This window comes from Coprococcus sp. AF51-11b1, assembly GCF_027682785.1.
In the GTDB taxonomy this organism is placed as follows: Bacteria; Bacillota; Clostridia; order Lachnospirales; family Lachnospiraceae; genus Allocoprococcus; species Allocoprococcus comes.
This window is the reverse complement of the sequence record NZ_JAQCZB010000001.1, coordinates 26672-52556: the sequence shown is the minus strand read 5'-3', so window position 1 is coordinate 52556 and position 25885 is coordinate 26672. Positions and strand designations below refer to the sequence as shown.

At 40.9% G+C, this 25885-nt stretch carries 25 protein-coding genes and 1 pseudogene; 8 read left to right on the top strand and 18 right to left on the bottom strand.

Annotation, left to right across the window (positions count from 1 at the left end; all coding sequences use genetic code 11):
* Nucleotides 1-37 precede the first annotated feature (37 nt).
* Both PGY05_RS00255 and PGY05_RS00250 read left to right on the top strand, forming a co-directional pair.
* A complete protein-coding gene (locus PGY05_RS00255) occupies nt 38-1048 on the top strand; it encodes an O-acetyl-ADP-ribose deacetylase (RefSeq protein WP_270475119.1) in 1011 nt (336 codons plus the stop codon).
* Between the two features lie 161 nt (nt 1049-1209).
* Nucleotides 1210-1872, top strand: a complete 663-nt coding sequence (locus tag PGY05_RS00250; protein ID WP_270475118.1) for a vWA domain-containing protein — start codon at nt 1210-1212, stop codon at nt 1870-1872.
* Nucleotides 1873-1934: 62 nt separating this feature from the next.
* On the opposite strand, the gene PGY05_RS00245 is transcribed toward PGY05_RS00250, so the two are convergent.
* Nucleotides 1935-3788, bottom strand: a complete 1854-nt coding sequence (locus PGY05_RS00245) for an ATP-binding response regulator (protein WP_270475117.1) — start codon at nt 3786-3788, stop codon at nt 1935-1937.
* Nucleotides 3789-3945: 157 nt separating this feature from the next.
* On the opposite strand from PGY05_RS00245, the gene PGY05_RS00240 reads away from it, so the two are divergent.
* Nucleotides 3946-4839, top strand: coding sequence for a NifB/NifX family molybdenum-iron cluster-binding protein (locus tag PGY05_RS00240; RefSeq protein ID WP_173686621.1), 894 nt, complete (start codon nt 3946-3948; stop codon nt 4837-4839).
* Nucleotides 4840-4953: 114 nt separating this feature from the next.
* Nucleotides 4954-6486 carry a hypothetical protein gene (locus tag PGY05_RS00235; RefSeq protein ID WP_270475116.1) on the top strand — a complete coding sequence of 511 codons (1533 nt, stop codon included), beginning with the start codon at nt 4954-4956 and terminating at the stop codon, nt 6484-6486.
* Between the two features lie 88 nt (nt 6487-6574).
* Here the strand turns inward: PGY05_RS00235 and PGY05_RS00230 are convergent, their stop codons facing one another.
* Nucleotides 6575-7429 (bottom strand): LysR family transcriptional regulator, encoded by an 855-nt coding sequence (locus tag PGY05_RS00230; RefSeq protein WP_022221020.1) that lies wholly within the window; start codon nt 7427-7429, stop codon nt 6575-6577.
* Between the two features lie 152 nt (nt 7430-7581).
* Between PGY05_RS00230 and PGY05_RS00225 the strand changes: the two genes are divergently transcribed.
* Both PGY05_RS00225 and PGY05_RS00220 read left to right on the top strand, forming a co-directional pair.
* Nucleotides 7582-8976: an MATE family efflux transporter gene (locus tag PGY05_RS00225; RefSeq protein ID WP_270475115.1), complete on the top strand. Its 1395-nt coding sequence runs from the start codon at nt 7582-7584 to the stop codon at nt 8974-8976.
* 80 nt (nt 8977-9056) lie between these two features.
* The gene (locus PGY05_RS00220; protein ID WP_195369016.1) at nt 9057-9758 is read left to right on the top strand and encodes a DNA alkylation repair protein; all 702 of its coding nucleotides are present in this window, start codon (nt 9057-9059) and stop codon (nt 9756-9758) included.
* Nucleotides 9759-9883: 125 nt separating this feature from the next.
* Here the strand turns inward: PGY05_RS00220 and PGY05_RS00215 are convergent, their stop codons facing one another.
* The 4 genes and pseudogenes from PGY05_RS00215 to PGY05_RS00200 form a co-directional block, all read right to left on the bottom strand.
* Nucleotides 9884-10960: a tyrosine-type recombinase/integrase gene (locus tag PGY05_RS00215; protein WP_055157081.1), complete on the bottom strand. Its 1077-nt coding sequence runs from the start codon at nt 10958-10960 to the stop codon at nt 9884-9886.
* 175 nt (nt 10961-11135) lie between these two features.
* Nucleotides 11136-12134: pseudogene (locus PGY05_RS16610) on the bottom strand (Gfo/Idh/MocA family protein); the annotation flags it as partial.
* A gap of 27 nt (nt 12135-12161) precedes the next feature.
* Entirely contained in the window at nt 12162-13532 is a 1371-nt protein-coding gene (locus PGY05_RS00205) for a sodium-dependent transporter (RefSeq protein ID WP_195369014.1), read from the bottom strand.
* 343 nt (nt 13533-13875) lie between these two features.
* Nucleotides 13876-14295 (bottom strand): LysM peptidoglycan-binding domain-containing protein, encoded by a 420-nt coding sequence (locus PGY05_RS00200; RefSeq protein ID WP_270475114.1) that lies wholly within the window; start codon nt 14293-14295, stop codon nt 13876-13878.
* 235 nt (nt 14296-14530) lie between these two features.
* On the opposite strand from PGY05_RS00200, the gene lexA reads away from it, so the two are divergent.
* Nucleotides 14531-15151 carry a transcriptional repressor LexA gene (gene lexA / locus PGY05_RS00195; protein WP_055157087.1) on the top strand — a complete coding sequence of 207 codons (621 nt, stop codon included), beginning with the start codon at nt 14531-14533 and terminating at the stop codon, nt 15149-15151.
* Nucleotides 15152-15422: 271 nt separating this feature from the next.
* Here lexA and pepV read toward each other — a convergent pair whose 3' ends face one another.
* From pepV to PGY05_RS00145, 10 genes are all read right to left on the bottom strand, one after another.
* On the bottom strand, nt 15423-16790 hold the full coding sequence (pepV, locus tag PGY05_RS00190; protein ID WP_270475113.1) for a dipeptidase PepV: 1368 nt from the start codon (nt 16788-16790) through the stop codon (nt 15423-15425).
* A gap of 78 nt (nt 16791-16868) precedes the next feature.
* Entirely contained in the window at nt 16869-17318 is a 450-nt protein-coding gene (gene dtd / locus PGY05_RS00185) for a D-aminoacyl-tRNA deacylase (protein WP_055260960.1), read from the bottom strand.
* Nucleotides 17319-17461: 143 nt separating this feature from the next.
* A complete protein-coding gene (locus PGY05_RS00180) occupies nt 17462-18097 on the bottom strand; it encodes a cytidylate kinase-like family protein (RefSeq protein WP_022221014.1) in 636 nt (211 codons plus the stop codon).
* An 83-nt stretch (nt 18098-18180) separates the two neighbouring features.
* Nucleotides 18181-19098 carry an RluA family pseudouridine synthase gene (locus PGY05_RS00175; protein WP_022221013.1) on the bottom strand — a complete coding sequence of 306 codons (918 nt, stop codon included), beginning with the start codon at nt 19096-19098 and terminating at the stop codon, nt 18181-18183.
* Nucleotides 19088-19615, bottom strand: a complete 528-nt coding sequence (gene lspA / locus PGY05_RS00170; protein WP_270203678.1) for a signal peptidase II — start codon at nt 19613-19615, stop codon at nt 19088-19090. Before lspA ends, PGY05_RS00175 begins: the two co-directional genes overlap by 11 nt.
* Before the next feature lie 25 nt (nt 19616-19640).
* Complete coding sequence (locus PGY05_RS00165) at nt 19641-20417, bottom strand: YlmH/Sll1252 family protein (protein WP_270475112.1); 777 nt, start codon at nt 20415-20417, stop codon at nt 19641-19643.
* A gap of 17 nt (nt 20418-20434) precedes the next feature.
* On the bottom strand, nt 20435-20980 hold the full coding sequence (locus tag PGY05_RS00160; protein ID WP_008370263.1) for a cell division protein SepF: 546 nt from the start codon (nt 20978-20980) through the stop codon (nt 20435-20437).
* Nucleotides 20981-21008: 28 nt separating this feature from the next.
* A complete protein-coding gene (locus PGY05_RS00155; protein ID WP_270475111.1) occupies nt 21009-21707 on the bottom strand; it encodes a YggS family pyridoxal phosphate-dependent enzyme in 699 nt (232 codons plus the stop codon).
* 17 nt (nt 21708-21724) lie between these two features.
* Entirely contained in the window at nt 21725-23140 is a 1416-nt protein-coding gene (locus PGY05_RS00150) for an HlyD family efflux transporter periplasmic adaptor subunit (RefSeq protein WP_270475110.1), read from the bottom strand.
* A gap of 17 nt (nt 23141-23157) precedes the next feature.
* Nucleotides 23158-24102, bottom strand: a complete 945-nt coding sequence (locus PGY05_RS00145) for a TIGR01212 family radical SAM protein (protein WP_055248553.1) — start codon at nt 24100-24102, stop codon at nt 23158-23160.
* 79 nt (nt 24103-24181) lie between these two features.
* Here PGY05_RS00145 and PGY05_RS00140 point away from each other — a divergent pair, with 79 nt between their 5' ends.
* The gene (locus PGY05_RS00140) at nt 24182-24388 is read left to right on the top strand and encodes a DUF378 domain-containing protein (RefSeq protein ID WP_022221010.1); all 207 of its coding nucleotides are present in this window, start codon (nt 24182-24184) and stop codon (nt 24386-24388) included.
* 122 nt (nt 24389-24510) lie between these two features.
* Here the strand turns inward: PGY05_RS00140 and PGY05_RS00135 are convergent, their stop codons facing one another.
* Both PGY05_RS00135 and PGY05_RS00130 read right to left on the bottom strand, forming a co-directional pair.
* Entirely contained in the window at nt 24511-25497 is a 987-nt protein-coding gene (locus PGY05_RS00135; protein ID WP_055157101.1) for a D-alanyl-D-alanine carboxypeptidase family protein, read from the bottom strand.
* Nucleotides 25481-25876, bottom strand: a complete 396-nt coding sequence (locus PGY05_RS00130) for a methylglyoxal synthase (protein ID WP_008370250.1) — start codon at nt 25874-25876, stop codon at nt 25481-25483. The genes PGY05_RS00135 and PGY05_RS00130 overlap by 17 nt, the downstream gene beginning before the upstream one ends.
* Between the last annotated feature and the right edge of the window lie 9 nt (nt 25877-25885).

The window sequence follows — 25885 nt, the reverse complement described above, 5'->3', positions numbered from 1 at the left end:
AATCATCAAACACTAACCTAAAGGAGCACACCAACCCATGCCATTACAAATCGTCAGAAATGATATCACAAAAATGCCCGTAGACGCCATCGTCAATGCCGCAAATTCCTCCTTGCTCGGCGGCGGTGGAGTGGATGGCTGCATTCACCGTGCAGCAGGGCCAAAGCTTTTAGCGGAATGCCGCACATTAGGCGGCTGTCAGACCGGAGATGCAAAGATTACAAACGCCTATGATCTGCCTTGCAATTATGTCATTCACGCAGTAGGTCCTATATGGAGAGGCGGACAGTTTCATGAGCGGGAGCTGCTTACTTCCTGCTATGAAAATTCCTTAGCACTTGCAAAAGAAAAACATTGTGAAACCATAGCATTTCCACTGATTTCTTCCGGAATTTACGGCTATCCGAAAGCTCAGGCGCTGAAGGTTGCAATCGACGCGATCAGCGCATTTCTTATGGAAAATGATATGACGGTATACATCGTCATTTTTGATAAAGCAGCCTATCGGATCAGCAGCAAACTGTTTTCTGATATTGCATCTTATATCGATGATCATTATGTAGAAACACACATTAACAAAACATCCGAAGCAATGAGGCGCCAGAAGCAGTTCCAGGAAATGGATCTCTGTGAAAGCATATCTTTACCAGAGCCATCAAATGTACCGTTAAGTAAGGCTGCAACTTTGGAAGATGCCTTGCAGCAAATGGATGAAAGCTTTTCTGAAATGCTGCTTCGGAAGATTGATGAAAGTGGAATGACCGATTCTCAGTGTTATAAGAAAGCCAATATTGACCGGAAATTATTTTCCAAGATTAAAAATGACAAGTACTACAAACCATCCAAACCGACCGTTCTTGCATTTGCGTTGGCACTTGAGCTTCCGCTTCCGGAAATTCGGGATATGCTGATGAAAGCAGGATTTGCCCTGTCTCATTCCAGCAAATTTGACGTAATCGTTGAATATTTTATCTTAAAGCAAAATTATAATATTTACGAAATCAATGAAGCACTATTTGCCTTTGACCAAAGCCTGATTGGAGGCTAAGAAGAAAATAATTTTGCACACAGCGTTGTTCGCCTGATATGATTCTGTAGAAATTTTCTGATCCATAAAAAGTGTCGCTTTTCATGCGACCATTTCCCCTGAAAATGGCAGTATCCTATAGTTACAAACAAAATAAGCCATTATTTAGGAGGAAATTTAGTATGAGAAAAAATCTGACAGAAGTTGTATTTATTTTAGATCGCAGCGGATCCATGAGCGGACTGGAAATGGATACCATAGGCGGCTTCAATTCTATGATTGAAAAGCAGAAAAGAGAGGCAGGGCAGGCGCTGATTTCTACCGTGCTTTTTAACAATAACAGTAAAGTCCTTTATGACAGAGTAGAGGTGCAGAAGATTCCCTCTATGACAGAAGACGATTATTCTGTGTACGGCTGTACGGCTCTCCTGGATGCGATCGGCGGTGCTATCCATCACATTGGAAATGTCCACAAATATGCGCGCACGGAAGATGTACCGGAGCATACCATTTTTATCATCATGACTGATGGAATGGAAAATGCAAGCCACATTTATCGCATTGATAAAGTAAAGCAGATGATCGAACGACAAAAAGAAAAATATGGATGGGAATTTCTCTTTCTTGGCGCAAATATTGATGCGATTGAAACAGCCAGTCATTTTGGAATTGACGCCGATAAAGCTGCCAATTATCAATGTGACTGCGAAGGAACTGCATTGAATTATGAAGTATTAAATGATGCCATATCTGCTGTTCGGTGCAATGCAGCGCTTGATTCTAGTTGGAAAAAGCGGATTGATAAAGATTACAAAAAACGCAGGCAACATAGCCGCGTAGATTGATGAAACACACAAAGAGCAGGGGATGAACTTTCCAAAGTTCTTTCCCTACTCTTTCCATTCATTTATTCCATCACTTCTCCGATCACCTTCATCATCTCATCCACCCGGAACGGTTTCATAATAAACCCATCCATCCCGGCATCCAGCGCATGTTTCCGGTCTTCCTCAAATGCATTTGCAGTCATGGCAATGATTGGAATCTGTGCCTTCTTCACATCTGCAAGCTGACGGATTTTCTGTGTCGCTTCGTATCCATTCATCCGTGGCATCTGTACATCCATCAGGATAAACTGATATGTGCCTGCTTCCTTATCTTGAATTTCTTCCACACAGGCGCATCCATCCGGAACCCAGTTCACAAGAATTCCTTTATTTTTCAAAACTTCCATGGCAATTTCTGCATTTAATTCATTATCTTCCACCAAAAGTACATGCATTCCGTCAAGACCTATTTTGTATTCCTTTGCTTTATCTGATTGATGAAGCTGATTTTCCGTTGCAATCCGAAGGGGAAGTGAAATCTGTATTTTGGTTCCCTGACCGGAATTACTTTGGATTATCACATCACCATGCATCAGATCTACCAGTTTCTTCACAATCGCAAGTCCAAGCCCTGTTCCTTCAGTCTTGCTCTCGGTAGAAGTCCGCTCTCTTTCAAATACCTCAAACGCATGTTTCTGAAATTCTTCAGTCATACCGATTCCGGTATCCTTTATCGTGAATTTGTATTCGGCAAATCCAGGTGCGATCATTCTCTGGACGCAGCTAAATGTGATCGTTCCTCCCGCTGGGGTAAATTTAACTGCATTATTCAGTACATTTACCAGAACCTGCTGCAGTTTTGTCACATCACACCATACCAGTGGATTTTCTATTTGATCCTCAACTTTGAAATCAATCATTCCCTTTTGGATGCTGTATTCGAGCATCATTTTCAGATTTTCTTCCATTTGCTTCAGGTCAGTTACCATCTCCACAATTTCTGCCTTTCCACTTTCGATTTTAGACAGATCCAACACATCATTGATGATCTTCAGAAGAATCTCACCAGATGCCTGAATTTTGGAAATTGCATTTTTTACAATTTCTTCATCATCCGGATGTTCTGCAATGATATCAGAAAATCCAATGATCGCATTCATCGGGGTACGGATATCATGGGACATATTTGCAAGGAAAGCATTCTTTACCTCACCGGCTACTTTCGCTTTCCGTGTCGATTCTTTTTCCAGTTCCAATGCTTTGGACAGTCTTTTCCGGTGTTCAAACTCCATCTGATCTTGCTGGTGCTCCACCATGAACAGGTAGGAGAGCAGTGCTCCGATTACCAGGCAGTACGGTTGAAACGGATACGCCCCATAAAGTGGAATGATATAGGTATTTGCCAGAATTCCAATCAGTGGGACTGCTGAAAACAGTGCCGATTTTATGAGATATCTGACACCCTTTGTATTGTTCATGAATAAAATAAAGAATGTCTGTGCAAATGTATAAACGTAATAAAACAGATTGAGTACGGCAAACACTCCGAAAAATGTACCGCGTATATAGGTCCGGTTCCGTGAAAATCTCCAGACAATTCCCGTCGGAACTGAGAGAAGCACCATCAGAACCAGGAGAATGAACGGAATCATTTCCGCAAATCTTTGCTTCTTTGAACGGTTAATCCCCATATAACTTTGCATAAACAAATGCCACACATATGGCATGATTACATAAACCAGATAAAAGAAAAACACAACCAGCTTAAACTGCAAAAAGTTTCCTGACTTGCCTAAGAGTTCTTTCATAAACAATGCATCCATTAACACATAAAGCTCTACCATGCCAATAAAGATCATCGTATATTTTTTACTCGGGCTCCATGTAATATAATACCGGATCCTTAAAAAGATGATCGTCAGTATTATCATCATAAATATTGTGTTGCTCAAATAAATACTACTCATTTTCCAGTCCCTTTTTCTTTCGTTTTGTCTCATTATTTCTTTCATTATTGTATACTTTTTCTATGCGTTTCGCAATCCATATGTTATACTATTGAGTAAAGGTATCTCAAGGAGGATTTTACAAATGAAAATAGCAGTAACATACGAAGGCGGATCTATTTTCCAGCACTTCGGAAAGACAGAAACTTTTAAAATGTATGAGGTAGAAGACGGAAAGATCACTTCCATGCAGATTGTTCATGCTGGTGGTGCCGGACACAGTGCGCTTGCAGGATTCCTTTCTGAGCAGAGTGCAAATGTTCTGATCTGTGGCGGTATCGGAGAAGGTGCACAAGAAGCGCTGAAAGAAGCCGGTATCAAAGTTATATCCGGTGCAGCAGGAGAAGTAGATGCGGCAGTGAATGCCTATCTTGCAGGAGAACTGGAATCTGCAGGTACAAATTGTGACCATCACCACGAAGAAGGTCATTCCTGCTGTGGACAGCATGAAGAAACAGCAACAGAAGAAGCTTCTGCTGAAGAAGAACATTCCTGTGGCGGACACTGCAGTGGATGCAGCGGATGTGGTGGCGCACCTGTGCCGGATTTTGAAGGTCCGAATGTCGGAAAGACCTGCCGTACCCATTACAGAGGTACCTTTGATGATGGTACCCAGTTTGATTCTTCCTATGACCGCGGAGAGCCATTGGAATTTGTGTGCGGAGCCGGACAGATGATCCATGGTTACGATAAAGCCGTTGCAACAATGAAAGTAGGACAGACCATCAACATCCATCTGATGCCGGAAGAAGCTTACGGCATGCCGGATCCACGCGCCATTTTTACGCTGGAAATCGCACAGCTTCCCGGATCAGAAGATCTGGAAGTCGGTGCACATGCATATCTGACCAACCAGTACGGACAGCCATTCCCGGTAACCGTAACCGAAAAGACAGAAACCAACATCACATTTGATGCCAACCATGAGATGGCTGGAAAAGAACTGAACTTCCAGATCGAACTGGTAGAAGTAAAATAGTAAATATGAAAAGTGATTTAAGCGCCCCTTTTATTTCGTCATAAAGGAGGCGCTTAAATACTAAGATTATATTTTTGGAAATCGATAATTAGACAACGGAAAGGAGATTTGCCCGTGCTAGATTCAGAATTAAAAACATATCCATGGAATCCAACCGTAAAAAAGAAAGCCCGCCACGTGTTTATGCTGAGATGGTTGATCGTCATCCTGGCTGCCGCTGCAATCTTTTTTCTGACCTATCAGAAACTCACTACCAATGTCTGGGGACTTACGGCTTTCCTTTGCCAGCTTCTTGCCGTTATCGAACTTGCTTTCGGGCTCCAGTTTGTAGAAGCCGGATGGAGCAGAAAAATATCGAGTAGAATGCCACTGGACGAACACTATGAGTATGCGCTTTATATGTATCATATACAATCTGTCCGCGATCTTGCTACGAATAACCGCATGCTACTCCTGATTGCAAGCCTTGAAATCCAGCTTGGGAAATACGATCATGCTACACAGACAATTACACAGATTTCTGTTGGAAAATGCACACCGGTCCAGTTAAAACAGTTGTATTATATGCAGATCTTACTGGCAGCAGAAGTGGGAGATACTGATACAAAAAATCAATTTTTAACCCGTTATACAGGAATTCCTGACACAAACGGTGAATATCCATCTGAAGCAGAACTTACCACCTGGATTGAAGCAGAAGAAATGGACAGACTTATTTCTGCATTAAAAAAATTCACTCCGACAAGAAAAGAGCATATCCTGCGTACTTGTCTGATTACAATCGTTCTGGCATACAGTACCTTTTTCTACGGTGCATGGTATGGTATCAATAAAAGCGCAGGATATGCAATCCGCTATTATTTTGCTGAAATATCCGTCATCTGCGTTTCCGTCACCTTGTCCTGCCTGCTGATCTGGGGCATGATCTGTCTGTATAAAAAGCAAAAAAGTCTCCTTAATAGGAAAGCAGCCAGACGAATAATTGCCGTTTCTTATGCCGCACTGACTCTTTTCTTACTTTCTCTGATTGGTTACAGCTTTTTAATTGTGAGCTTTGGCGTAGAAGGAACGGAAACCGTAACCGGTCAAGATCAGCATTATATTTATCTTTCCGTACAGCCTGATTACGGCATCGCTACACAGTACCGAACTGATAACCTGATTTATATGCAAAAAACGGGTTTGTTTTTGCCGAATACAGACACTTTAACAGAATCCTCTGTACCGGATTCTGACCTGAATGATTCGGAAACACAAGATAGTAGTACCACTGATTCTACCGAAAATTCTCCGGCACAGGAATCCCAGAAGGCTTCACCGCTTCAGGACGAAATGCGTGCTGTGTATCAATATATCCAACAACAGAATCCCCTTCCGGATATGAATTTCACTTACACGGCAAATGCAAAGGGAGAAAATTACGCGATCCTCTCTGAGACAACAGAAGAGAAGGATGGCACAACAGTAAATGTCAATTACTGTCTGTATGATAACGGTTCTAAGTCAGATGAAAATAATAATACTTTCGAAGAATTGGTTCTGGAAAAGGTATATCCGGATGGTGGATATGAGACAGAACTGGTTGATTTCTATCTGGTAAATCCGGAGACTTTGGAAGTTATAGATGAGCAGAAATCAAGCTGGTAATTCTATTTATCCTATTTAAAAAATACTTACCAAATGATAAAATAAAGTAAAGAGCAGAGTCATTCGAAAGTATCTCTGCTCTTTTACTTTATATTTTCTCCTCAAATAATGTCAGAAAATCCTGTAATTCCGCCGGCATCCTGCCTTTCCTCCATGCAAGAAGAATTTCAGTTGTAAGATCAGCTCCAGTAATATCATATGCTTTTAATTTATTAGTGAGCTTCAGCATAGACTCCGGAAGAATCGCAATTCCCAATCCCTTTTCTGCCATCGTCATTGCAGTGCGGGCATCCTCACAGGCAAAATAAATATCACAGACCAGTCCGGCACCCTCAAATGCAGCAAGCATATATTTGCGGTAGCGATGGGAGAGGATTAAGGGTTGTTCGGAAAGTTCCCGCAGACTGATGGATGTATGTCCCTGCAACAGAGGGTGATCAGGAACTGCCATCACAAGCAGCTTCTCCCGGGAAAGAGACTTGGTTTCACAGCCATTTAACACAATTGGTGTGCGGAGTGTAGTCAGATCGATCATTCCATTTTCCAGCTGATCTTTCAGTGTAAATGTAGATCCTTCATGTACATCAAAATGAATTTGAGGATATTTTTTTGCAAAGTAAAGCAGATATTCGGACATCATCGATACAGTGGATGGTGTGATCCCTATGTGCAGGGTAGCTGCCTGACCGGATTTGACAACCTCCTGTTTGGTCAGATCTGCAAGCATCAGAAGATTACCGGCCTGCTCATAAAGCGTCTTTCCGGCATCTGTAAGCGTAATTTTCTTTGTACCTCGCAAAAAGAGTGATACCTGTAATTCTTCCTCCAGCATCTTCATCTGATAGCTCAGCGGTGGCTGGGTCATGTGAAGAACTCTTGCTGCACCGCTGATCGTTCCGGCATCTACGATCGCACGAAAATATTCCAACTGTCTGATTTCCATAAAAATGTAATTCATCTCCTGATTATTTAAAAATGAAAATATATTATCCATATGATTTTTATTGAATTATCATATAAAAACAATAATTTACATATATATTACATCATGTTAGAATTAAAAAGCAAGAAAAATAAAAAGGAATGAATTTACAAATGAAACGAGTCGATTTTGAAAATGGAACGATAACCAGTAATATCCTTGGAGCATCACTCCCGATGCTGGTTGCCCAGATTTTAAGTTTACTTTATAACATTGTAGACCGGATTTATATTGCACGTATCCCGCACATCGGAACTGCAGCACTTGGTGCAGTCGGTCTTTGTTTCCCGGTAATTGTCATCATTACCGCATTCAGCAATCTATTCGGAAGCGGCGGTGCACCATTATTTTCGATTGAGCGCGGCAAAAATGAGCCACAGGAAGCGAAAAAAATTATGAATATTTCTTTTTCCATGGTCTGTATCTGTGCCATTGTACTCATGGTAATTGGCTTTTTATTTGCCCGCCCGATCCTGGTACTGTTTGGTGCCTCAAAAGACGCTCTAATCTATGCATATCCGTACCTGATGCTTTACCTGATCGGAACTCTGCCTTCTATGATTGCAACCGGTATGAACCCGTTTATCAATGCACAGGGATATTCAACCATCGGCATGCTTTCAGTTACCATAGGGGCAGTAACGAACCTGCTGCTTGACCCGTTGTTTATTTTTGTGTTCGGGCTTGGCGTGCGCGGTGCCGCAATTGCAACGGTCATTTCTCAGACACTTTCTGCTGCATTTGTCTTTTTCTTTCTTACAAAGAAAGCAGAACTGAAAGTGAGGCTCCTCAAAAAAAAGGAACTTGCCAACTGTACAGCTTATGCAAAAAATATTGTAAGCCTGGGAACTGCCGGATTTATCATGCAGTTGACAAACAGTCTGGTAACGATTGTCTGCAACAATGTACTTTCCGTCACAGGCGGAGATATCTACATTTCTGTTATGACCATCGTATCCAGTGTCAGACAGCTTGTAGAAACTCCGATTTATGCAATCAACGAAGGAACTTCGCCAATCCTGAGTTACAATTATGGTGCAAGACGCCCATGCCGTGTAAGAAAAGCCGGTGCCATGATGGCACTTATGATTCTCGGATACACAGCTGTGATGTGGAGTATTATCATCATCGCGCCGAAAACCCTGATCGGAATTTTCAGTTCAGATGCTACGTTGATGAAAGATGCAGTTCCTGCCCTGAAGCAGTATTTTGCAGCGTTTATCTGCATGGATATGCAATACATTGGCCAAACGGTCTTTAAATCCCTGAATAAGAAGAAGCAAGCAATCTTTTTCTCACTACTTCGGAAGGTATTTATCGTCGTGCCTCTGACATATCTAATGCCGTATGCCCTGCATATGGGAACAGACGGCGTATTTCTCGCTGAGCCGGTTGCTAACGTCATTGGTGGAGGATTATGCTTCATCACCATGTTACTTACCGTATTGCCGGAATTAAAGCGTATGGAGCGGAAGAATGCGCTCTATGAGACAGGCACGATCTTATAAATGCTTAAACCACTGTCAAGCTGTAGCAAATTTCGTTATACCGAATTATAAATCTACAATATTTCAGGAGAAAATGACAAATGAGCAGTAGAGAAGTAATAGAAAATGTACAAGCAGATCTCTTTGCAATACAGGATCTTTCTTATCGGGATTTTCAGGCAAAACTGATGCCGACAGTCAATAAGGAAACCGTCATCGGTGTGCGGACTCCTTCTTTGCGCGCATACGCAAAAAAATTCGGTAAAACAGACAATGTTTCTGCATTTCTTGAAGTGCTTCCACATAAATATTATGAAGAAAACAACCTTCATGGACTGCTGATTGAACAGATTAAAGACTATCCATCCTGTATTGCCGCACTGGACCGTTTTCTCCCGTATATAGATAACTGGGCAACCTGTGATATGATCGCGCTCCGGACAGTAAAAAATCATCTGGACATATTTATCCAGGAAGTCTGTCGCTGGATAGCATCGGATCACCCTTATATCGTCCGTTTTGGAATTGGAATGCTGATGCGGTATTATCTGGATGAACAGTTTAAACCGGAATATCCCAAAAAGGTAGCCGAAGTTAAATCAGACGAATATTATGTAAACATGATGCGTGCCTGGTATTTTGCTACCGCTCTTGCAAAGCAGTATGACCAGATCATTCCTTATCTGGAAGAGAAAAGGCTGGACACCTGGACACATAATAAGACGATTCAGAAAGCAATTGAAAGCTACCGGATCACGCCGGAACAGAAGATCTATTTAAGGACATTAAGAGTAAAAAAATAATAAAATGCCATCATCATATCAGTCACATCGATGAAATGATGATGGTATTTTATTATTCACCAATTTATCATTTGTAAAAATTTATCCATATTAGGATGGATATTATTTAACCGTACTTTGACAATTTACGGTTCCCGCAATTTTACCACATTTGCAGCACTACGTCGTCTGTCTTCATCGATTGCAGCGTAGTGCTTTTTCGTTGTATTGACATCTTTGTGCCCCAGAACATCCGCTACCAGGTAAATATCCCCCGTTTCCTTATAAAGGGCAGTACCATAGGTACTTCTGAGCTTATGTGGCGTGATTCTTTTATTTGTAATCTGACTGGCATACTTTTTAACCATATTTTCAACCGCCTGTACACCGATCCGGCGCCTTTGGGTTGATAAAAACAGAGCATTTTCATAGCCAGCAAGGGGCGTTACCGCTTTACGGTATGTCTCCAGATAATTGCGAAGTGCTTTTTCCACCTCTTCACCAAAATAAACAACCATCTGGCTTCCACCTTTTCGTGTCACCATGACCCCATTATTGTTGAAATCCACATCTGACAGGTCCAGTCCAACTAACTCCGATACTCGAATACCTGTTCCAAGTAGAAGAGTAATGATCGCAATATCACGTTCTTTCGTCTTATTATAATAGGAGAGTGCCTGACCGGTTAATTTGGAACCACAGGATTCCACATAATCCAAAAGCTTTGCAACCTCATCGGTATCCAAACGTATGATCGCCTTATCATGTAGCTTCGGCATATCTACAAATAAGGTCGGATTTTTCTGAATTATCTGTCTTTTAAAGAAATAATTATAAAAGCTGCGTAATGCAGACATTTTGCGGAATAAGCCGCGTTCAGAGTTTGTGACCTGTTTGGTTTCTTTGGTATGAACATCTGTAGTATCATAGACCTTCAGATATTCCAGATATTCCTCAATATCAACCGGCTGAATAGCTTCCAGATCCTGTACCTGAAAGTCCTTAATTGAGTGATGTTTATAAACAGGATTTTCTTCAATTAAAAACTGAAAGAACAAACGGATGTCATATGCATACGATATTCGTGTCTTTGGTGATGTGGTTGGTTCAATGGCACGAAAATAATCACGTGCAAAGTCAGGCATGGTGTTTAAAACACCACGAAGACGAATAGTATTATCAATATAAGTTTCTTCCTGGTATGTTTTTGTATCAGATGGCATGATTCTAAGAACCTCCTAAATTCCATAAATTTCCCCGATATATGTATGATTATAGCATGTTTTCGGAAGATTTGTCTATATCTTTTGGAAAAATCGGTATTTGTCGTATAGATTGGTTATTCAAAATACTGCTGTCCCAAGACAACTTTTTGCCAGGGACAGCTGATTATAATTACTAGCACGGTCTGTTTCCTTTTTCAAATGGATATTCAATCCCCCAGTCTTTTCTAAGTCCATCCATCTGTTCCATGATGCGAATACTTTCTTCATGCGGCATTTCCATACATTCAAGTTTTCCTTCTCGGATAGCCTTCATAGAAGCGCGTACTTCATATTCAAACCCAGTGATCTGTTCTGGCATTGTAATTTCCCTTACAAATTCCCGATCCGGTGTGTATACTTTTACCGCTGTAATATCATTAATATTTTCCGCAATCAGATACCCCTTGGTCCCATATATCATACCATATTGTTCTGTACCGGTAAGTGCACTACTTTGTATAGAAGCCATCGATCCATTTTTGTATTTCAGAATAATGGAATTCTGTGCATCCACTCCACTGTCAAATTTTACGCAGGAAGAAAGCGTTTCTTCAACATCATCGCCTAAAACCATGCTTGCAAAATTCAGTGGGTAAATACCTACATCTAATAGCGCTCCACCGGCAAGCTTCGGATCGATCAGACGTTCTTTTGTATGCATATCATATCCGAGATTTGCTGAAATCCCCTTTATTTCTCCGATTTCACCACTTGCAATAATATCATCGATTATTTTACGGGATGGAAGGTATCTTGTCCAAATTGCCTCCGTAATAAAGACTTCTTTTTCCTTTGCGAGAGCAAATACTTCTTTTGCTCCAACAGCATTTACAGTAAATGGTTTTTCACAAAGTACCGGTTTTCCATGATTGATACAAAGTTTGGCATGTTCTATATGAAACGGATGTGGTGTCGCGATATAAATCAACTCTACTTCCGGATCACTTACCAGTTCTTCGTATGAGCCATATGCCTTTTCAAATCCCCATTCTTTGGCAAATTTCTGCGCTCTGTCAAGATTTCTTGCAGCAATGGCATATGCAGCCGCATCGTCCATACCGTCCAGTGTTTTCGCCATATTTGCTGCAATTCGCCCAGCACCGATAATTCCAACTTTCATCTGTTCCATTTCTTTACACTCCTTTTTTCACATATTATTCTACATGGAAATCCATCCAAATGCATTCGCCACAGAACTGATCAAAATAATCAGAACAAAGATTGGACACAGATATTTAATCATAACAGCAAAAATCTTCTTTCTGCGGAATGTACTTTCTCCATGAATAATCTCTTCTTCTATCTTCTTTACCCCAACAACTCTAGCTACCAAAAGACTTGTCATCAGTGCCGCGATCGGCATCATTACCGAATTAGTCAGGAAATCAAAGAAATCCAGGAACTGCATACCAATAATTTTCACAAATGCAAGTGGTCCATATCCAAGTGAAGATAAACTTCCTAATACTATCATGATCACACCAACAAGCACAGTAGACTTTTTACGACTCCAGCCGATTTCATCTTCAAATGTAGAGACTGCACTCTCTGTCAATGCGATTGAGCTTGTCAGCGCAGCAAAAAGAACAAGCAGAAAGAACAGAATTCCAATTGCTGTTCCCAATCCCATATTCTCAAACACCTTTGGTATTGTAATAAACATCAGTGCCGGCCCTGCCTGTAACGTATCCGGATTTCCACCTGAAAACGCAAATACGGCTGGGATGATCATAAGTCCTGCCATAATTGCAATCGCTGTATCAAATACTTCTACATTTCTTGTAGAATCTTCAATCGAAATATCTTTCTTCATATAAGAACCAAATGTGATCAAAATTCCCATAGCGATCGATAGGGAATAAAACATCTGTCCCATAGCAGCTACCACAGACATCCATGAAAAATTCTTTGGATTTGGCACCAGAAAATACTTCACGCCTTCCATTGCACCTGGTCGTGTTACTGAGTAAATGGTAATGATCAGCGAAAGCACGATCAAAATCGGCATCATAAACTTTGAAACACGCTCAATTCCATTCCGAACACCTGCATAAATAATAATCAATGTAATCAGACAGAATATGATAAAACAGATTTCTGTAGAAAATCCATTTGAAATAAACTCTGAAAAATATCCATCTTGAGCCAGACTACTGCTGTTCCCTTTTACATATTCCAAAAGGTACTTGATAACCCATCCTCCAATTACAGAATAATATGGTACAATCAGAACCGGAATAATCGCATTAATCCATCCACCAAAAGAAATCCATTTTGACTTTCCGAAAGATTTGAACGCACCTACCGGACTTTTTCTTGTCATACGGCCAATTGCTGATTCAGCAATTATCATCGTATAACCGAAAGTAAGAGCTAACAGAATATAAATAAGCAGAAAAATTCCTCCGCCATATTTTGCCGCAAGATAAGGAAACCTCCAGATATTTCCAAGACCTACAGAAGCTCCTGCTGCTGACAGTACATATCCTAATTTGCCAGAAAATGTACTCCTTTTTTTATGATTATCCATAACAAAATCTCCTCTTTTATTCTAAAATTAAATACACCTGTTTGATTTTATCATGATAATCCTTTAAAGTCACTAGTAAAATCAAGTATAACCTTAAAAATATAAAATAAGTTTTGTCTTATAATTCATCCATACATTCCGTGTATTCTTTTAAAACCTGTTCCAGTAATAATTTCTTAGTATAAAATTAAAAAGTCCGGAAAGACTAAGACGGGGTGAGCGATGGGATCTTGGTTAGAGACCTTAAGAATGTCTTAGTCTTTTAGACTTTTATAAAAAATAGAGTGTATATAATGTGCTATCAGGCAGATTATTCGCTGCTACCTGACAGCACAGATGGTCTTTAATAAACAGAATCATCTCCATAATACGAAACAACCAGATAGTCTCCTTCCTGGAGATTATTCCTGTCTTTTAAACTTAAATGATTTGCTTCTGCCAGCTCATCCATATATTCATATATGGAATCTTCGGTTCGTCTGTATCTTTGCGCAATGCTCCAGAGTGAATCCCCTTTTTCAAGCTGGACACTTTTATAATATCTCTCTCCGGAAGGTTCTTCAGCTTTGCTATCGTGCGCACTGGAGAAAAAGCTTCCAAATCCAAAACTCAGTGACATAACCATCACCAGAACCGCAATCCCTGTCACAAACCGTCTGATAGAATTCGTCTTACGGTGCTTTGCATAATGACAGTGCTTCTGTCCTTTTGCTCCTGCATGATATCGATCCGCATACATATCTTTTCTTTTCTCTGATCGCATGATAAATTCCTCCCTTTTCTTCTGTAATCTTTTCAGTTCTCCTATATACCAGAAAGCATGTTCCCGAACAACTGTTCTGTTACCAATATACAGCAAGAACATACGTTTGTCAATATGCAAATCGAACGTATTTTCTAAACATTTGTTTGCTATTTTTTCTTCTGTATGATATGATAATTTTAATAGTTCAGATAATACTTCAAATTGATATAGATACAGATTTAGGAGGTCTTTTATGAGTAAAGGTAATATTAGCAAGAAACAGGAAGAGATACTTGAATATATTAAGTCCCAGATCCTGCAACGTGGTTTTCCACCGGCTGTACGTGAGATCTGTGATGCTGTGAATCTGAAGTCAACTTCTTCTGTACACTCTCATCTTGAGACTCTTGAGAAGAATGGATACATACGACGTGACCCAACCAAACCACGTGCAATCGAGATTCTGGATGATTCATTTAATCTCACAAGACGTGAGATGGTTCAGATTCCGATCGTAGGCCATGTAGCTGCAGGAGAACCGGTTCTTGCACAGGAGAATATTGAAGATTACTATCCTGTTCCTACTGAATATATTTCATCAAATAAAGAACTCTTTATGTTGAAAGTTCAGGGTGAAAGTATGATAAATGCCGGTATACTGGATGGAGATTATGTCATTGTGGAAAAGCAGGCAACTGCAGAGAACGGTGACATGGTTGTTGCTCTGATTGATGACGGTGCAACGGTAAAGACGTTTTACCGAGAAGAAGGTGTGATCCGTCTTCAACCGGAGAATGATGCAATGGAACCATTTATCCTTGAAGATGTTACGATTTTAGGGAAAGTTGCTGCTGTTATGCGCTTCTTCCGTTAATTTTAAAAAACAGGTGAGTACACTTGCAGAAGCATCTCAGATAGAAGTGCTTTGCAAGTAATCACCTGTTTTTTATATATGTTCTTCTCCATATCCCTTTTTCTCTTACTATCATAAATATTTTTTCAAATGCATCAAAAAAGCCGGATAAGATGTACAGGTATTCTTAACCTGTCATCTTATCCGGCTTTTGTTCCATTGAACAGCTCACCCTTCGATGCTCGTATCTATATATGACATATTCAGATGATTCAGTCAGTACTGTTTTCTACTATTTTTTTGCAAGTTCGTACATTGCTGCTGCCGTAATCTGCAGTGCACGGAGAAGCTTTTCTACTTCCACATGTTCATCTGGCTGATGGATCACGTCTGCTTCACCCGGAAATACCGGTCCGAATGCAACCATGTTCGGGAATTTCTTTGCGTAAGTTCCACCACCGATTGCAAGTGGTTCCAAGTGCTCGCCAGTCTCTTCTTCATATACATGAACGAGCTTTGTCACCAGTTCAGAGTCTTTTGGTACATAGAGAATTTTGTGGTTATTTTTCCGGAGCACATCGAATGTGTAACTGTTGATATGATTGATCAGTGTATCATCAACAACTTTCGGATCTGCATTTTTTGGATAACGGACATCTAATGTAAAATAGGTCTCTTCTCCATCATAATAAACAATACCAAGGTTTACGGTTGTCTCACCAGTTTCTTCATCCACATAATGTACTCCCAGTGATTCTCCATTTGTCTCCGCTCCGATCTCTTTCAGAAGAAATTCCATCAGTTGCTGGAATTCTCCACCAAATTCATTCTCTTTCACTGCATTCAAAAGAAGAATTGCTGCATTTACACCAAGATGCGGGGTACTTCCATGTGCACTTCTTCCCACCGCTTCAACGATTGTTTTTCCGTTTTCATGCGTCACAGTGATTCCTTCTGTCTCTGCTACCTTAATGTCTCCTTTTACGATCAGTTTACAAGTTGGAATCACGACATTGTCAGCAATTCCACCACCAAAATATTCCACTTCGATATGACCTTTGTCATAAACCTTAGAACCGCCTTTGATGCCGGTCGTTCCTTTTTCACAGAAAATAACCGGAAAATCTGCATCCGGAGTAAATCCGATCGTCGGCATCTCATATCCGTTCTCTACGTAATACGCCGCGCATGAAGAGCCACATTCTTCATCAGATCCAAAAATAACACGGATTCTACGGTTAATTGGAAGATTCAGGTCACGGATCGCCTTCAATGCGTAAATTGATCCAATGATCGGTCCCTTATCATCCAGACATCCTCTTCCCCAAAGAATTCCATCGTGGATCTCGGCACCATAGGCAGGATAAGTCCAACCGGTATCGCCAGCCGGTACAACGTCTACATGACCAAGAACGCCTACCATCTCTTTTCCTTCTCCATATTCTACCCAGCCTATACGATTGTCTGCCTGCCCAACCTTGAAGCCAAGCTTGCGGCCAAGTTCAAGGGCATTTTCCAGAGCAGCCTTCGGTCCCGGACCATATGGCGCGTCTGGCTGTGCCTCACCACGCACGCTTTCAATTCTCATGTTCTGTTGGATTCCAGCAAGAATTTCATCCTTCATCTCCATAATCCTGCTGTTTAATGCTTCATAACTCATTATTACATTCCCCACTTTCTTGTGTATTCCATCTGTATTCTATTATACACGATACATCTTTAGAAACCAAATAATAATTTAACAAATCTGCTCCGAATCCAGCACGATCGTAAATGGACCGTCATTTAAAAGAGATACCTTCATATCCGCGCCAAAGTTTCCTCTTTCCACAACAGGGATCACTTTCTTACATTCTTCAATAATATATTCATACAGTTCATTTGCCATATCCGGTGCACCTGCCTCAATAAAACTTGGGCGGAATCCTTTTTTACAGTTTGCATATAAGGTAAATTGGGAAATCAGAAGAAGTTCTCCATCCACATCCTTCAGGGCAAGATTGGTCTTTCCGTTCTCATCTTCAAAAATGCGAAGTCCTGTCAACTTCTTTACCATTTTGTCTGCAATCACCCTGGTATCATCCTGTGCCACTCCGATCAGCACCATAAATCCTTTTCCAATCTTTCCGATCACTTCTCCTTCTACCGCAACCTCGGCATGTGTTACTCTCTGAATTACAAATTTCATGTTTTCTTGTCTCCTCTTTCTTCTCTTTATTTGACACTATAATGCCTGTGTTCCGAAATTATCAGAACATAAGTATTTTGCTACAGGTCTAAAAAACGGGGGATTTTTATTTCCCCCGTCTTATAACATTATAATCGCTGTTCTTACTCTTCCAAGCTTGCCTCTAATTCAAGAAAATCTTTGATAGCTTTCACACATCCGTCAACACCAAACTTGGAACTGTTTATACAAATATCATAACTTTCGGCATCGCCCCATTTTTTGTTGGTATAATAATTGTAATAGCTTGCCCTGCGTTTATCTGTCTTATGTATCAGATCTTTTGCTTTGTTATCTGTCAGTTCATTCAGCTTTGCTACATTTTTAATCCTGTCTTCCAGATCTGCATGAATGAATACACTTAGTACATCATCCCGCTCTTCCAGTGCATAATCCGCACATCTTCCTACCAGTACACACGGTCCCTCCTCCGCAATCTTTTTGATCGCATCAAACTGCGCAAGGAAAATCTTGTGATTTAGTGGCATTTCATTGACAGAACCGGATGCAAATCCCATAGAATATGTATCCATTACCAATGAATAGAGAAAACTGTTCGTCGGTTTTTCATCATGTGTCTCAAAAAGCTCTTTGCATATCTTACTGTCCTTTGCTGCCCGTGACAACAATTCTTTATCATAAAACTCAATTCCCAGTTCATCTGCCAGACGTTTTCCAATCTCGCGTCCTCCGCTTCCAAACTGACGACCTATTGTTATAATTGTATGTGTTTTACTCATAAACGTCACGCTCCTTTGCAGGTCATTATTCCATGATTATCCTATACATATTATATAACAATTCATAATAAATGTATAGATTTTCATGACATTTTGCGTAGTTTTTTCAATAAATTTTCAAAATATTCCGGAAGTGGGGCATCAAATTCCATATATTTTCCGGTTCTCGGATGGATAATTCCAAGAATTTTCGCATGAAGTGTCTGCCCCTGTAGTGTCCACGGACATTTTGCCGGACCATATACACAGTCTCCAAGCAACGGATGATGGATACTTGCCATATGCACACGGATCTGATGTGTGCGACCGGTTTCGAGCTCACAGGCAATATAAGTATAATCGCCAAACCGCTCCAGAACCCGGTAGTGTGTCACTGCATTTCTGCCGTTTTTCTCATTGATACTCATTTTCTTCCGGTCAATCGGATGGCGTCCGATCGGCGCATTCACAGTACCGGAATCCTCTTTGATATTACCGTGTACAATCGCATGATAAATCCGCTTAATGCTGTGCTCTTTTAACTGTTCTGCAAGGATCTGGTGTGCGGTATCATTTTTACATACCAGAAGAGAACCGGTAGTATCCATATCGATCCGGTGTACGATTCCCGGACGCATTACACCGTTGATTCCTGAAAGCCGGTCTTTGCAATGATACATGATCGCATTGACCAGGGTTCCGGTATAATGACCTGCTGCCGGGTGCACTACCATACCTTTCGGCTTATTAACCACCAGGATATCATCATCCTCATAGAGAATATCCAATGGTATATTTTCCGGCAGGATATCCGGTTCCGTCAAATCCGGTATCGTAATCTGAATTTGATCTCCTTTTGCAACCTTATAGTTAGATTTGATTACTGTAGAATTTACCTTTACATTTTTTTCTTTTATCAGTTTTTGAATATAAGAACGGGAAAGCTCCGGCACTTTCTCTGTGAGAAATTTGTCGATTCTCTCCCCTGCATTTTCTTCACTCTGAAATTCTTTAATCTGCATGTTTCTGCTCCTGTCTGCGCGAATAAATAGAAAAATCTTCGTCCTTATAATAAAAAAAGATCAGCAGAACCAGAACGATAAACGTCACAGTCACATAAATATCCGCCACATTGAAAATCGGAAAATCAATCAGTGAAAAATAAAAAAAGTCAACCACATATCCTCTGGTCAGACGGTCAATAAAATTCCCGATTGCTCCGGCTGTCAGAACGATCATACAGATTCTGAGTGGCAGATATCTTTTTTCTACCGGAGTTCTGCCATAAAACCAGCTCACAATAACAAGGATCACAACGGTCATGATGACAAAGAACCATCGCTGGTTCTGAAAAATCCCAAATGCAGCTCCTCTGTTTTCAAGATAATGCAATTCAAAAACATTATTCCACAACACAAATGCAGACTGATCCTTCAAATGTGCAATTGCCAGAAGCTTTGTATACTGATCCAGAAGCACCAGGATTACGACTCCAAGTGCTGCAAAAATATATTGTTTTAACCCTGGTCTGTTCTTCATATGCTCTCCTTTACTGCTAATGCCATTAGATATACTTTCGGATTGTAACATAATAACGTCCTTTTTTTGTCTCGGAAAGAACTCCTTCGTACTGAAAACGTCCCATCTGTCTTACGGAAATGATATCGTTGTCCTTTACATAATATCCATTACTGGTAATCAGCTTTCCGTTTACATATACACGCCCAGCCTCAATCAATGCAGTAAGTTTACTTCTGGACGAAGAAAAAGCCAGGGAAAGAAGGGAATCCAGGCGTACTGATGCAACAGTCCCCTTAATCTCTTCGTACTTTGGCTCCCATTTAAAATCTGCATTTTCTACTTCTACGGCACGAACAGTTGTATGACGTACCCTGGTCAGTTCTTTTACAAGAAACTCCGTCAGTTCCTGATGTACAAAAACATAAGCTTCCTTATCGTGAATCAGAATATCTCCCGTCTTTGCCCGTGTGATCCCAAGGTTCAGAAGTGCACCCAGATAATCTCTGTGTGATAATTCCTCAGCAAATTTCGGCTGTAGCGGACTGATCTTCAGAATGCGGATCGGGTATGTACTGCGGATACTTTCCTCATCCATATACATATAAAAAGCATCAGGTAGAAATGCTGCCATCTGACGCTCTGACGGATCATACCCGCCAAAGGTCCTGTATGGAACAGGGAAAGAATCCTTCGGCGTAGTATGTAATATATTCAGTTCATTCAGGTTCAGGAAATCGGAATACATAATGATTCCTCTCTGATAAGCATTGTTAGACAACTCAATCAGACGTTTACGAAGTAAAGTCTCTTCTTTTTCCATACCCTGTCTTCTTTCTTCTAGTAACGGTTCTGGATCGGCACATCGAACGAAGTATTCAGAAGATCCTGCATATCGCCGGAAATATCAACATTTGCCGGTGTTACCAGAAAAATATAACTTGAAATCTTCTGAAGATTACCATCAATTGCAAAAGCAGATCCTGATGTGAAATCAATAATTCTCTGCGCGATCTCAAGATCCATACCTTCCAGATTCAAAATAACAGTTCTTCCCGCGAGAAGAGTCTCTGTAATCTCACGTGTATCATCCATTGCGTTTGGTTTGATTACACAAACTTCCATTGCAGGAGCATTTCTGCGTGTAGAAGGCTGGCGCATCGGGGTGACTTTATTTGAACGACCTGATTTTTTAAGCTGATAATCTTCCTCTTCTTCTTCGTAAGCAGCCGGTTTATCTTTCTTTCCAAAAATATTCTTTTTTGGCTTCTCTTCTTCATATGACTCATCTTCAAAATCGTCATCTTCATCGTAGAAATCATCATCATACTCATCATCGTCGCCGTTTAATTTCATAACGTCTAAAAACTTATCTAATACTCCCATTTTTCTTATACACTCCTATCTGTGGTATCTAAATCTGATGAGCATAATTTCGCTCGCCAAAAATTGCTGTCCCTATCCGAACCATGGTGGCTCCCTCTTCTATAGCAACTTCAAAATCATTGGTCATCCCCATTGAAAGAATACTCATGTTAACATTATCAACTTTTTCCTTTGCAATGTCAACAGATAATTTTCGTAAGTTTGCAAAATGTATACGATTTTCTTCCGGGTTTTCTACAAACGGAGCAATTGTCATCAATCCTTGTACTTTTATGTGTTGAAATCTGATAATTTCATGAATAAAATCCATAACTTCCTCTGGCATCAGACCGAATTTTGTATCTTCTTTTGCCATGTTTACTTCGAGAAGCACATTTACAACAATACCTTTTTTCGCTGCTTCTTTATCAATTGTTTCCGCAAGACGAATAGAATCAACAGAATGGATCAGCTCTGCCTTATCGATGATATATTTTACTTTGTTGCGTTGCAGATGACCAATCATCTGCCAGTGAATATCCTTTGGCATTATGTCATATTTTTCATCCAGTTCCTGCACTTTATTTTCACCAAAATAACGGCAACCGTAAGCATACGCTTCTTCCAGCATTTCTACCGGTTTGGTCTTGCTGACAGCAATCAGTGTTACATCCTCCCGTTTTCTGCCGGAGCGTTCGCATGCAGCGCATACACGCGCTTCCACATCTTTTAAGTTTTCTGTGATCATTTCTTTCACTCCATTTCTTATTGACTTACTATCTGATTATCCCGAACAGAATCTCCGTTCAGGGCAATATGATCATAATTGGAAAGACTATAGCTGTTTCCTTCTGCAATAATATAGTATTCATCACTCTCACTCAGGATCTGAACCTGCTTGAATACAGCATAGCCTTTATTGACATTATAAACTCCTTTGATGCTTTCGGTTTTCAAAAGATCCATCGTATCGGAAGATTCCGGCAACAAAAGAATATCTCCTTTTTTCAGATTCTCTGTATCCAGATATGCAATACCCGATTCCGTATCCTCGTTAATGATCGTCACCGGAATAAATTCCGTTGTCGTCTTTCCTTTTTTGGTCGTCTGCCTGTAGACACCTTCGTTCTGAGAAGCTCCGCCGCTCGTGATATAATCTATCGGAACAGCATAACAGTCTTTCTCCGTTACCGAGGTTTTCGGAATCTTAAGCCCGGACTCGTCTTCCAGGATCAGTTCAATATTCACGAACCGTTCATCTGCATACCGGATCATAGAATCCTTAAAAGTAATATTGGCATAAATATCATTTTTCTTTTCCGTAAGTCGCATAGTTCCCCACAGGTCCTTATTATCCTTCAGGAATCTGACCTCAACAGAAAGTGAATCTTCCCCGTTCATTTTTTTCTGGAAGGTTTGTGCCAGATCAGAGGTCAGGCGTACCGTTACCGTCCACTCTTCATCTGTGACCAGGCGATATACCGGCTGCCCTGCATCAATCTTCTGGTTGCCTGAAAGCTCTGTGACACTGTAATTTGCCTTATCAAACATCTCATCCGTGATATTATCTGTCGTCAGATTTTCATAGCCATCTACCGAAAGCTCCACGATTCCGTCATCCGGGCTTTGAAATGCATCTACATTTCCGGACTGCAGAATAGAATTCAGCTGTGCAACCCTGCTCTGTGTCGTATTGTTCTGTAAGATCGCTGTTACTTCACTTTTCAGATTTGATGCCGTCTTAAACTCCTCCGGTGAATAGGATTCATTAAATCCCTGTGCCTTCAGCAGAATACTGTTCCATTCATCTGCATTCAGGGAAACTTCTTCATTGCTGTCCTGATCCTTCTGTGTCTCGAGCTTGGAAGACGTAATGGTGTAAATATTGGTTCCAAGTGCAACCTTCTGTGCATCGTCTACAAAATAATTGACATATCCGCTTTTTTCAGCATTCACCACCGTTTCTTTTCTGAGAACCATTCCGGTAAGATTCCTGTCTTTTAAAATGCTTCCTTCCCGTACCTCATATACACTCACTCTGTCTTTTGTAAAATAGATCAGAACGGTAAAAACAAGATACACAAAAATAATTCCAAACAGAATCGTACCAATATTTAAATGTCCTTTTCGTTTATATTTCTGGAGGCTGACGACCTCCGTATTCTTCTTTTTCCCAGCCAAAAATCAAGCCTCCAAATCTATTCGGATTTTAACAGGCACAGTGCCGCACCATTCAGATAATCACAGCACCTGCCCTGATACCTGCCTTCCTCTTCCATCTTCTGCAGCAGTTCGTCCCTCAGCCTCCACCAGCTGCATCCCCAGTTACAGAACACCGCATCTTTCTCAGGAATTCTTGAAAACATTCGTTCTACTGCCACGGTTTCCGGAATCTGTTCAAGAAACGTAATCACTCTTTCAAAATATTCTTCCTTTGAACATACCGTTATTTTACCATTTTCATACCAATCGCACAACCGTGTATTTCTGGCAATATAAAGCGAATGCAGTTTCACAATATCCACACCAAGCGCAGTAAGGATTCTTGCAGTCTCTTTTGCATCCGCTGCCGTATCTCCCGGAAGATTAAGAATCACATGGGTACAGATTGAAATACCAGTATATCTTTTAATCCGCAGTACTGCATCGATAAATTCTGCAAGACCATGTCCCCTGTCGATCATCTGCAGTGTATGATAATTTGCTGTCTGTAATCCAAGTTCTACATTCATCTGAATTCCGGTCATCGCGCGGATATCTCTCATAATATCAAGATACTCAGCCGAAACACAATCCGGTCTTGTGGAAACAGATATCTCCACGACACCCGGAATCCTGGTAGCCTCCATCAGATAACTGCGAAATCTGTCCGGAGGAAGAAAGGTATTGGTATAATTCTGAAAATATGCAATATATTTGTTGGCATGGTATTTTCTTGTAATCATCTGTCTGGTCCGTGTCAACTGTTCTGTGACAGAAACTGTAGCCGCCATTGCCTCAAATCCGGTTCCTGCACCGGCACAGAATGCACATCCATCTCCGTCAAGACGGTTCGGACATGTGACCGGAAGGTTCACCGGAAGCTTGTATACTTTTTCACCATATTTGTTTTTCAGGTAATCCGAATATTTATAATATAACATATTTTTCCTCTCATTTATGAATAATCACAAAGTTTTAACACATACTAACCGTATAGAATCGTATAAGGAGGATATTTACATGAAATGGTTTGATAATACAGCACTCACCGTCGTGATCATCGGTGCTGTGAACTGGCTTCTGATCGGTATATTCCGTCTGGATCTTATTGCCTGGCTTTTTGGAAACATGTCATGGCTCTCACGTATCGTCTACACGATCGTCGGACTGTGTGGACTCTACCTGATCAGTCTTTTTGGTAGAATCGGATCCATGTCCGAATCTTAATACGCCCAGGTAATGTACCTGATACCATCTCGGTGTATTTTCTACATGCTTGAAAAAAAGAAAGGGGCTCCCAGACAAGAGATGCCCCTTTTTGTGTATACGATAAGATTCACACACCACATTTACTGCTGACCAGACGGGATTGCCTCGATCAATGATGTCATATCCTCATACAGAACCGGTTTTTCTGAGGCTCCCATAACAATCGATATGTATGGATTGTCACTGGAATCTTTTTCCATCAGAATCAGACAATATCCTGCTTCATCCGTTGTCCCGGTCTTCCCGCCTACGATCGTAACATTCTCCGGCACATCCACCTCTCCCTGCGCATAGAGATTGGTCGGTGTAAACAACGCCTCCTGACTGTTACCGTCCACATCTGTATAATATGCGGTATATGCTTCACTCTGTATGATATTTACAAAATCTTCATGCTTTATGCACTCATTAAATATCAGATAAAGGTCATACGCTGTTGTATAATGATTGTCATCATGCAGTCCGTGCGGATTCATAAAATGAGTCCCGTTCGCCATCAATTCCTGGGCTCTGCGGTTCATCATATTAACAAACGCTTCTTCTGATCCACCTACATATTCCGCGATTGCAGTTGCTGCATCATTTCCAGAATACAAAAGAAGAGCTCCCAAAAGATCCCTGAGTGTCCAGACTTCTCCTTTCGCAAGGCCGCACACCTGTGCATCTGCCGGAAAACTGGATGCATCTGCGTTTCCACTGATCGTCACCTGGTCATCCAAATTTGCATTCTCAATAGCGAGAAGTGCCGTCATGATCTTGGTTGTACTGGCAGGATACAGTCGTTCATGCGCTTTATAAGAATATAATACACGTTCTCCTGTAAGATCAAATAATGCAGCACTGTGCAATTCGGTATCTTCTGTATATCCCTCTAACGCCACATCATTTTGTGCTACACACAGCTCCTCTGCATAAAGCTTTCCCTGGTATAAATCCTGATTATAATTTTTAAGTTCATATGCTGTCACAGGTGTTGCTCCTTTTCCTCCGATGCAACCACCTGTAAACAGACTTATCGATGCCACACATACCAGTGCGGCACTTTTTGCTCTACTTATACATCTCACGCCAATCCAAGTCTCCTCTGTCTAATGCAAGTATAATGATTTCTGCCGTTGCAAGATTGGTAGCCATCGGGATGTTGTGCATGTCACAAAGACGAATGACATCATTTACATCCGGTTCATGTGGCTTTGGATTCTGTGGATCCCGAAGAAAGATCAGAGCATCAATTCCATTCTGTGCAATCTGCGCACCGAGCTGTTGTTTGCCGCCCAGCGGTCCCGCAAGATATTTGTGAATAGAAAGATTAGTAACTTCTTCGATCAGCCGGCCGGTTGTACCGGTCGCATACAACTCATGCTTGCTCAAAATCCCACGATATGCAATACAGAAATTCTGCATCAGTGTTTTCTTAGAGTCATGCGCAATAAGTCCGATATTCATTTTCTCAGC

Bases quoted from the DNA above. Each gene is read 5' to 3' on its own strand.
- PGY05_RS00200 (WP_270475114.1), bottom strand. From the start codon at position 14,295: ATGCGATCAGAGAAAAGAAAAGATATGTATGCGGATCGATATCATGCA.
- lspA (WP_270203678.1), bottom strand. From the start codon at position 19,615: ATGAAGAACAGACCAGGGTTAAAACAATATATTTTTGCAGCACTTGGA.
- PGY05_RS00250 (WP_270475118.1), top strand. From the start codon at position 1,210: ATGAGAAAAAATCTGACAGAAGTTGTATTTATTTTAGATCGCAGCGGA.
- PGY05_RS00205 (WP_195369014.1), bottom strand. From the start codon at position 13,532: ATGGATAATCATAAAAAAAGGAGTACATTTTCTGGCAAATTAGGATAT.
- PGY05_RS00165 (WP_270475112.1), bottom strand. From the start codon at position 20,417: ATGGAAAAAGAAGAGACTTTACTTCGTAAACGTCTGATTGAGTTGTCT.
- pepV (WP_270475113.1), bottom strand. From the start codon at position 16,790: ATGAGTTATGAAGCATTAAACAGCAGGATTATGGAGATGAAGGATGAA.
- PGY05_RS00175 (WP_022221013.1), bottom strand. From the start codon at position 19,098: ATGCAGATTAAAGAATTTCAGAGTGAAGAAAATGCAGGGGAGAGAATC.
- PGY05_RS00220 (WP_195369016.1), top strand. From the start codon at position 9,057: ATGAGCAGTAGAGAAGTAATAGAAAATGTACAAGCAGATCTCTTTGCA.
- PGY05_RS00140 (WP_022221010.1), top strand. From the start codon at position 24,182: ATGAAATGGTTTGATAATACAGCACTCACCGTCGTGATCATCGGTGCT.
- PGY05_RS00160 (WP_008370263.1), bottom strand. From the start codon at position 20,980: ATGGGAGTATTAGATAAGTTTTTAGACGTTATGAAATTAAACGGCGAC.
- PGY05_RS00225 (WP_270475115.1), top strand. From the start codon at position 7,582: ATGAAACGAGTCGATTTTGAAAATGGAACGATAACCAGTAATATCCTT.
- lexA (WP_055157087.1), top strand. From the start codon at position 14,531: ATGAGTAAAGGTAATATTAGCAAGAAACAGGAAGAGATACTTGAATAT.
- dtd (WP_055260960.1), bottom strand. From the start codon at position 17,318: ATGAAATTTGTAATTCAGAGAGTAACACATGCCGAGGTTGCGGTAGAA.
- PGY05_RS00215 (WP_055157081.1), bottom strand. From the start codon at position 10,960: ATGCCATCTGATACAAAAACATACCAGGAAGAAACTTATATTGATAAT.
- PGY05_RS00145 (WP_055248553.1), bottom strand. From the start codon at position 24,102: ATGTTATATTATAAATATTCGGATTACCTGAAAAACAAATATGGTGAA.
- PGY05_RS00130 (WP_008370250.1), bottom strand. From the start codon at position 25,876: ATGAATATCGGACTTATTGCGCATGACTCTAAGAAAACACTGATGCAG.
- PGY05_RS00245 (WP_270475117.1), bottom strand. From the start codon at position 3,788: ATGATGATAATACTGACGATCATCTTTTTAAGGATCCGGTATTATATT.
- PGY05_RS00180 (WP_022221014.1), bottom strand. From the start codon at position 18,097: ATGAGTAAAACACATACAATTATAACAATAGGTCGTCAGTTTGGAAGC.
- PGY05_RS00155 (WP_270475111.1), bottom strand. From the start codon at position 21,707: ATGATCACAGAAAACTTAAAAGATGTGGAAGCGCGTGTATGCGCTGCA.
- PGY05_RS00230 (WP_022221020.1), bottom strand. From the start codon at position 7,429: ATGGAAATCAGACAGTTGGAATATTTTCGTGCGATCGTAGATGCCGGA.
- PGY05_RS00255 (WP_270475119.1), top strand. From the start codon at position 38: ATGCCATTACAAATCGTCAGAAATGATATCACAAAAATGCCCGTAGAC.
- PGY05_RS00240 (WP_173686621.1), top strand. From the start codon at position 3,946: ATGAAAATAGCAGTAACATACGAAGGCGGATCTATTTTCCAGCACTTC.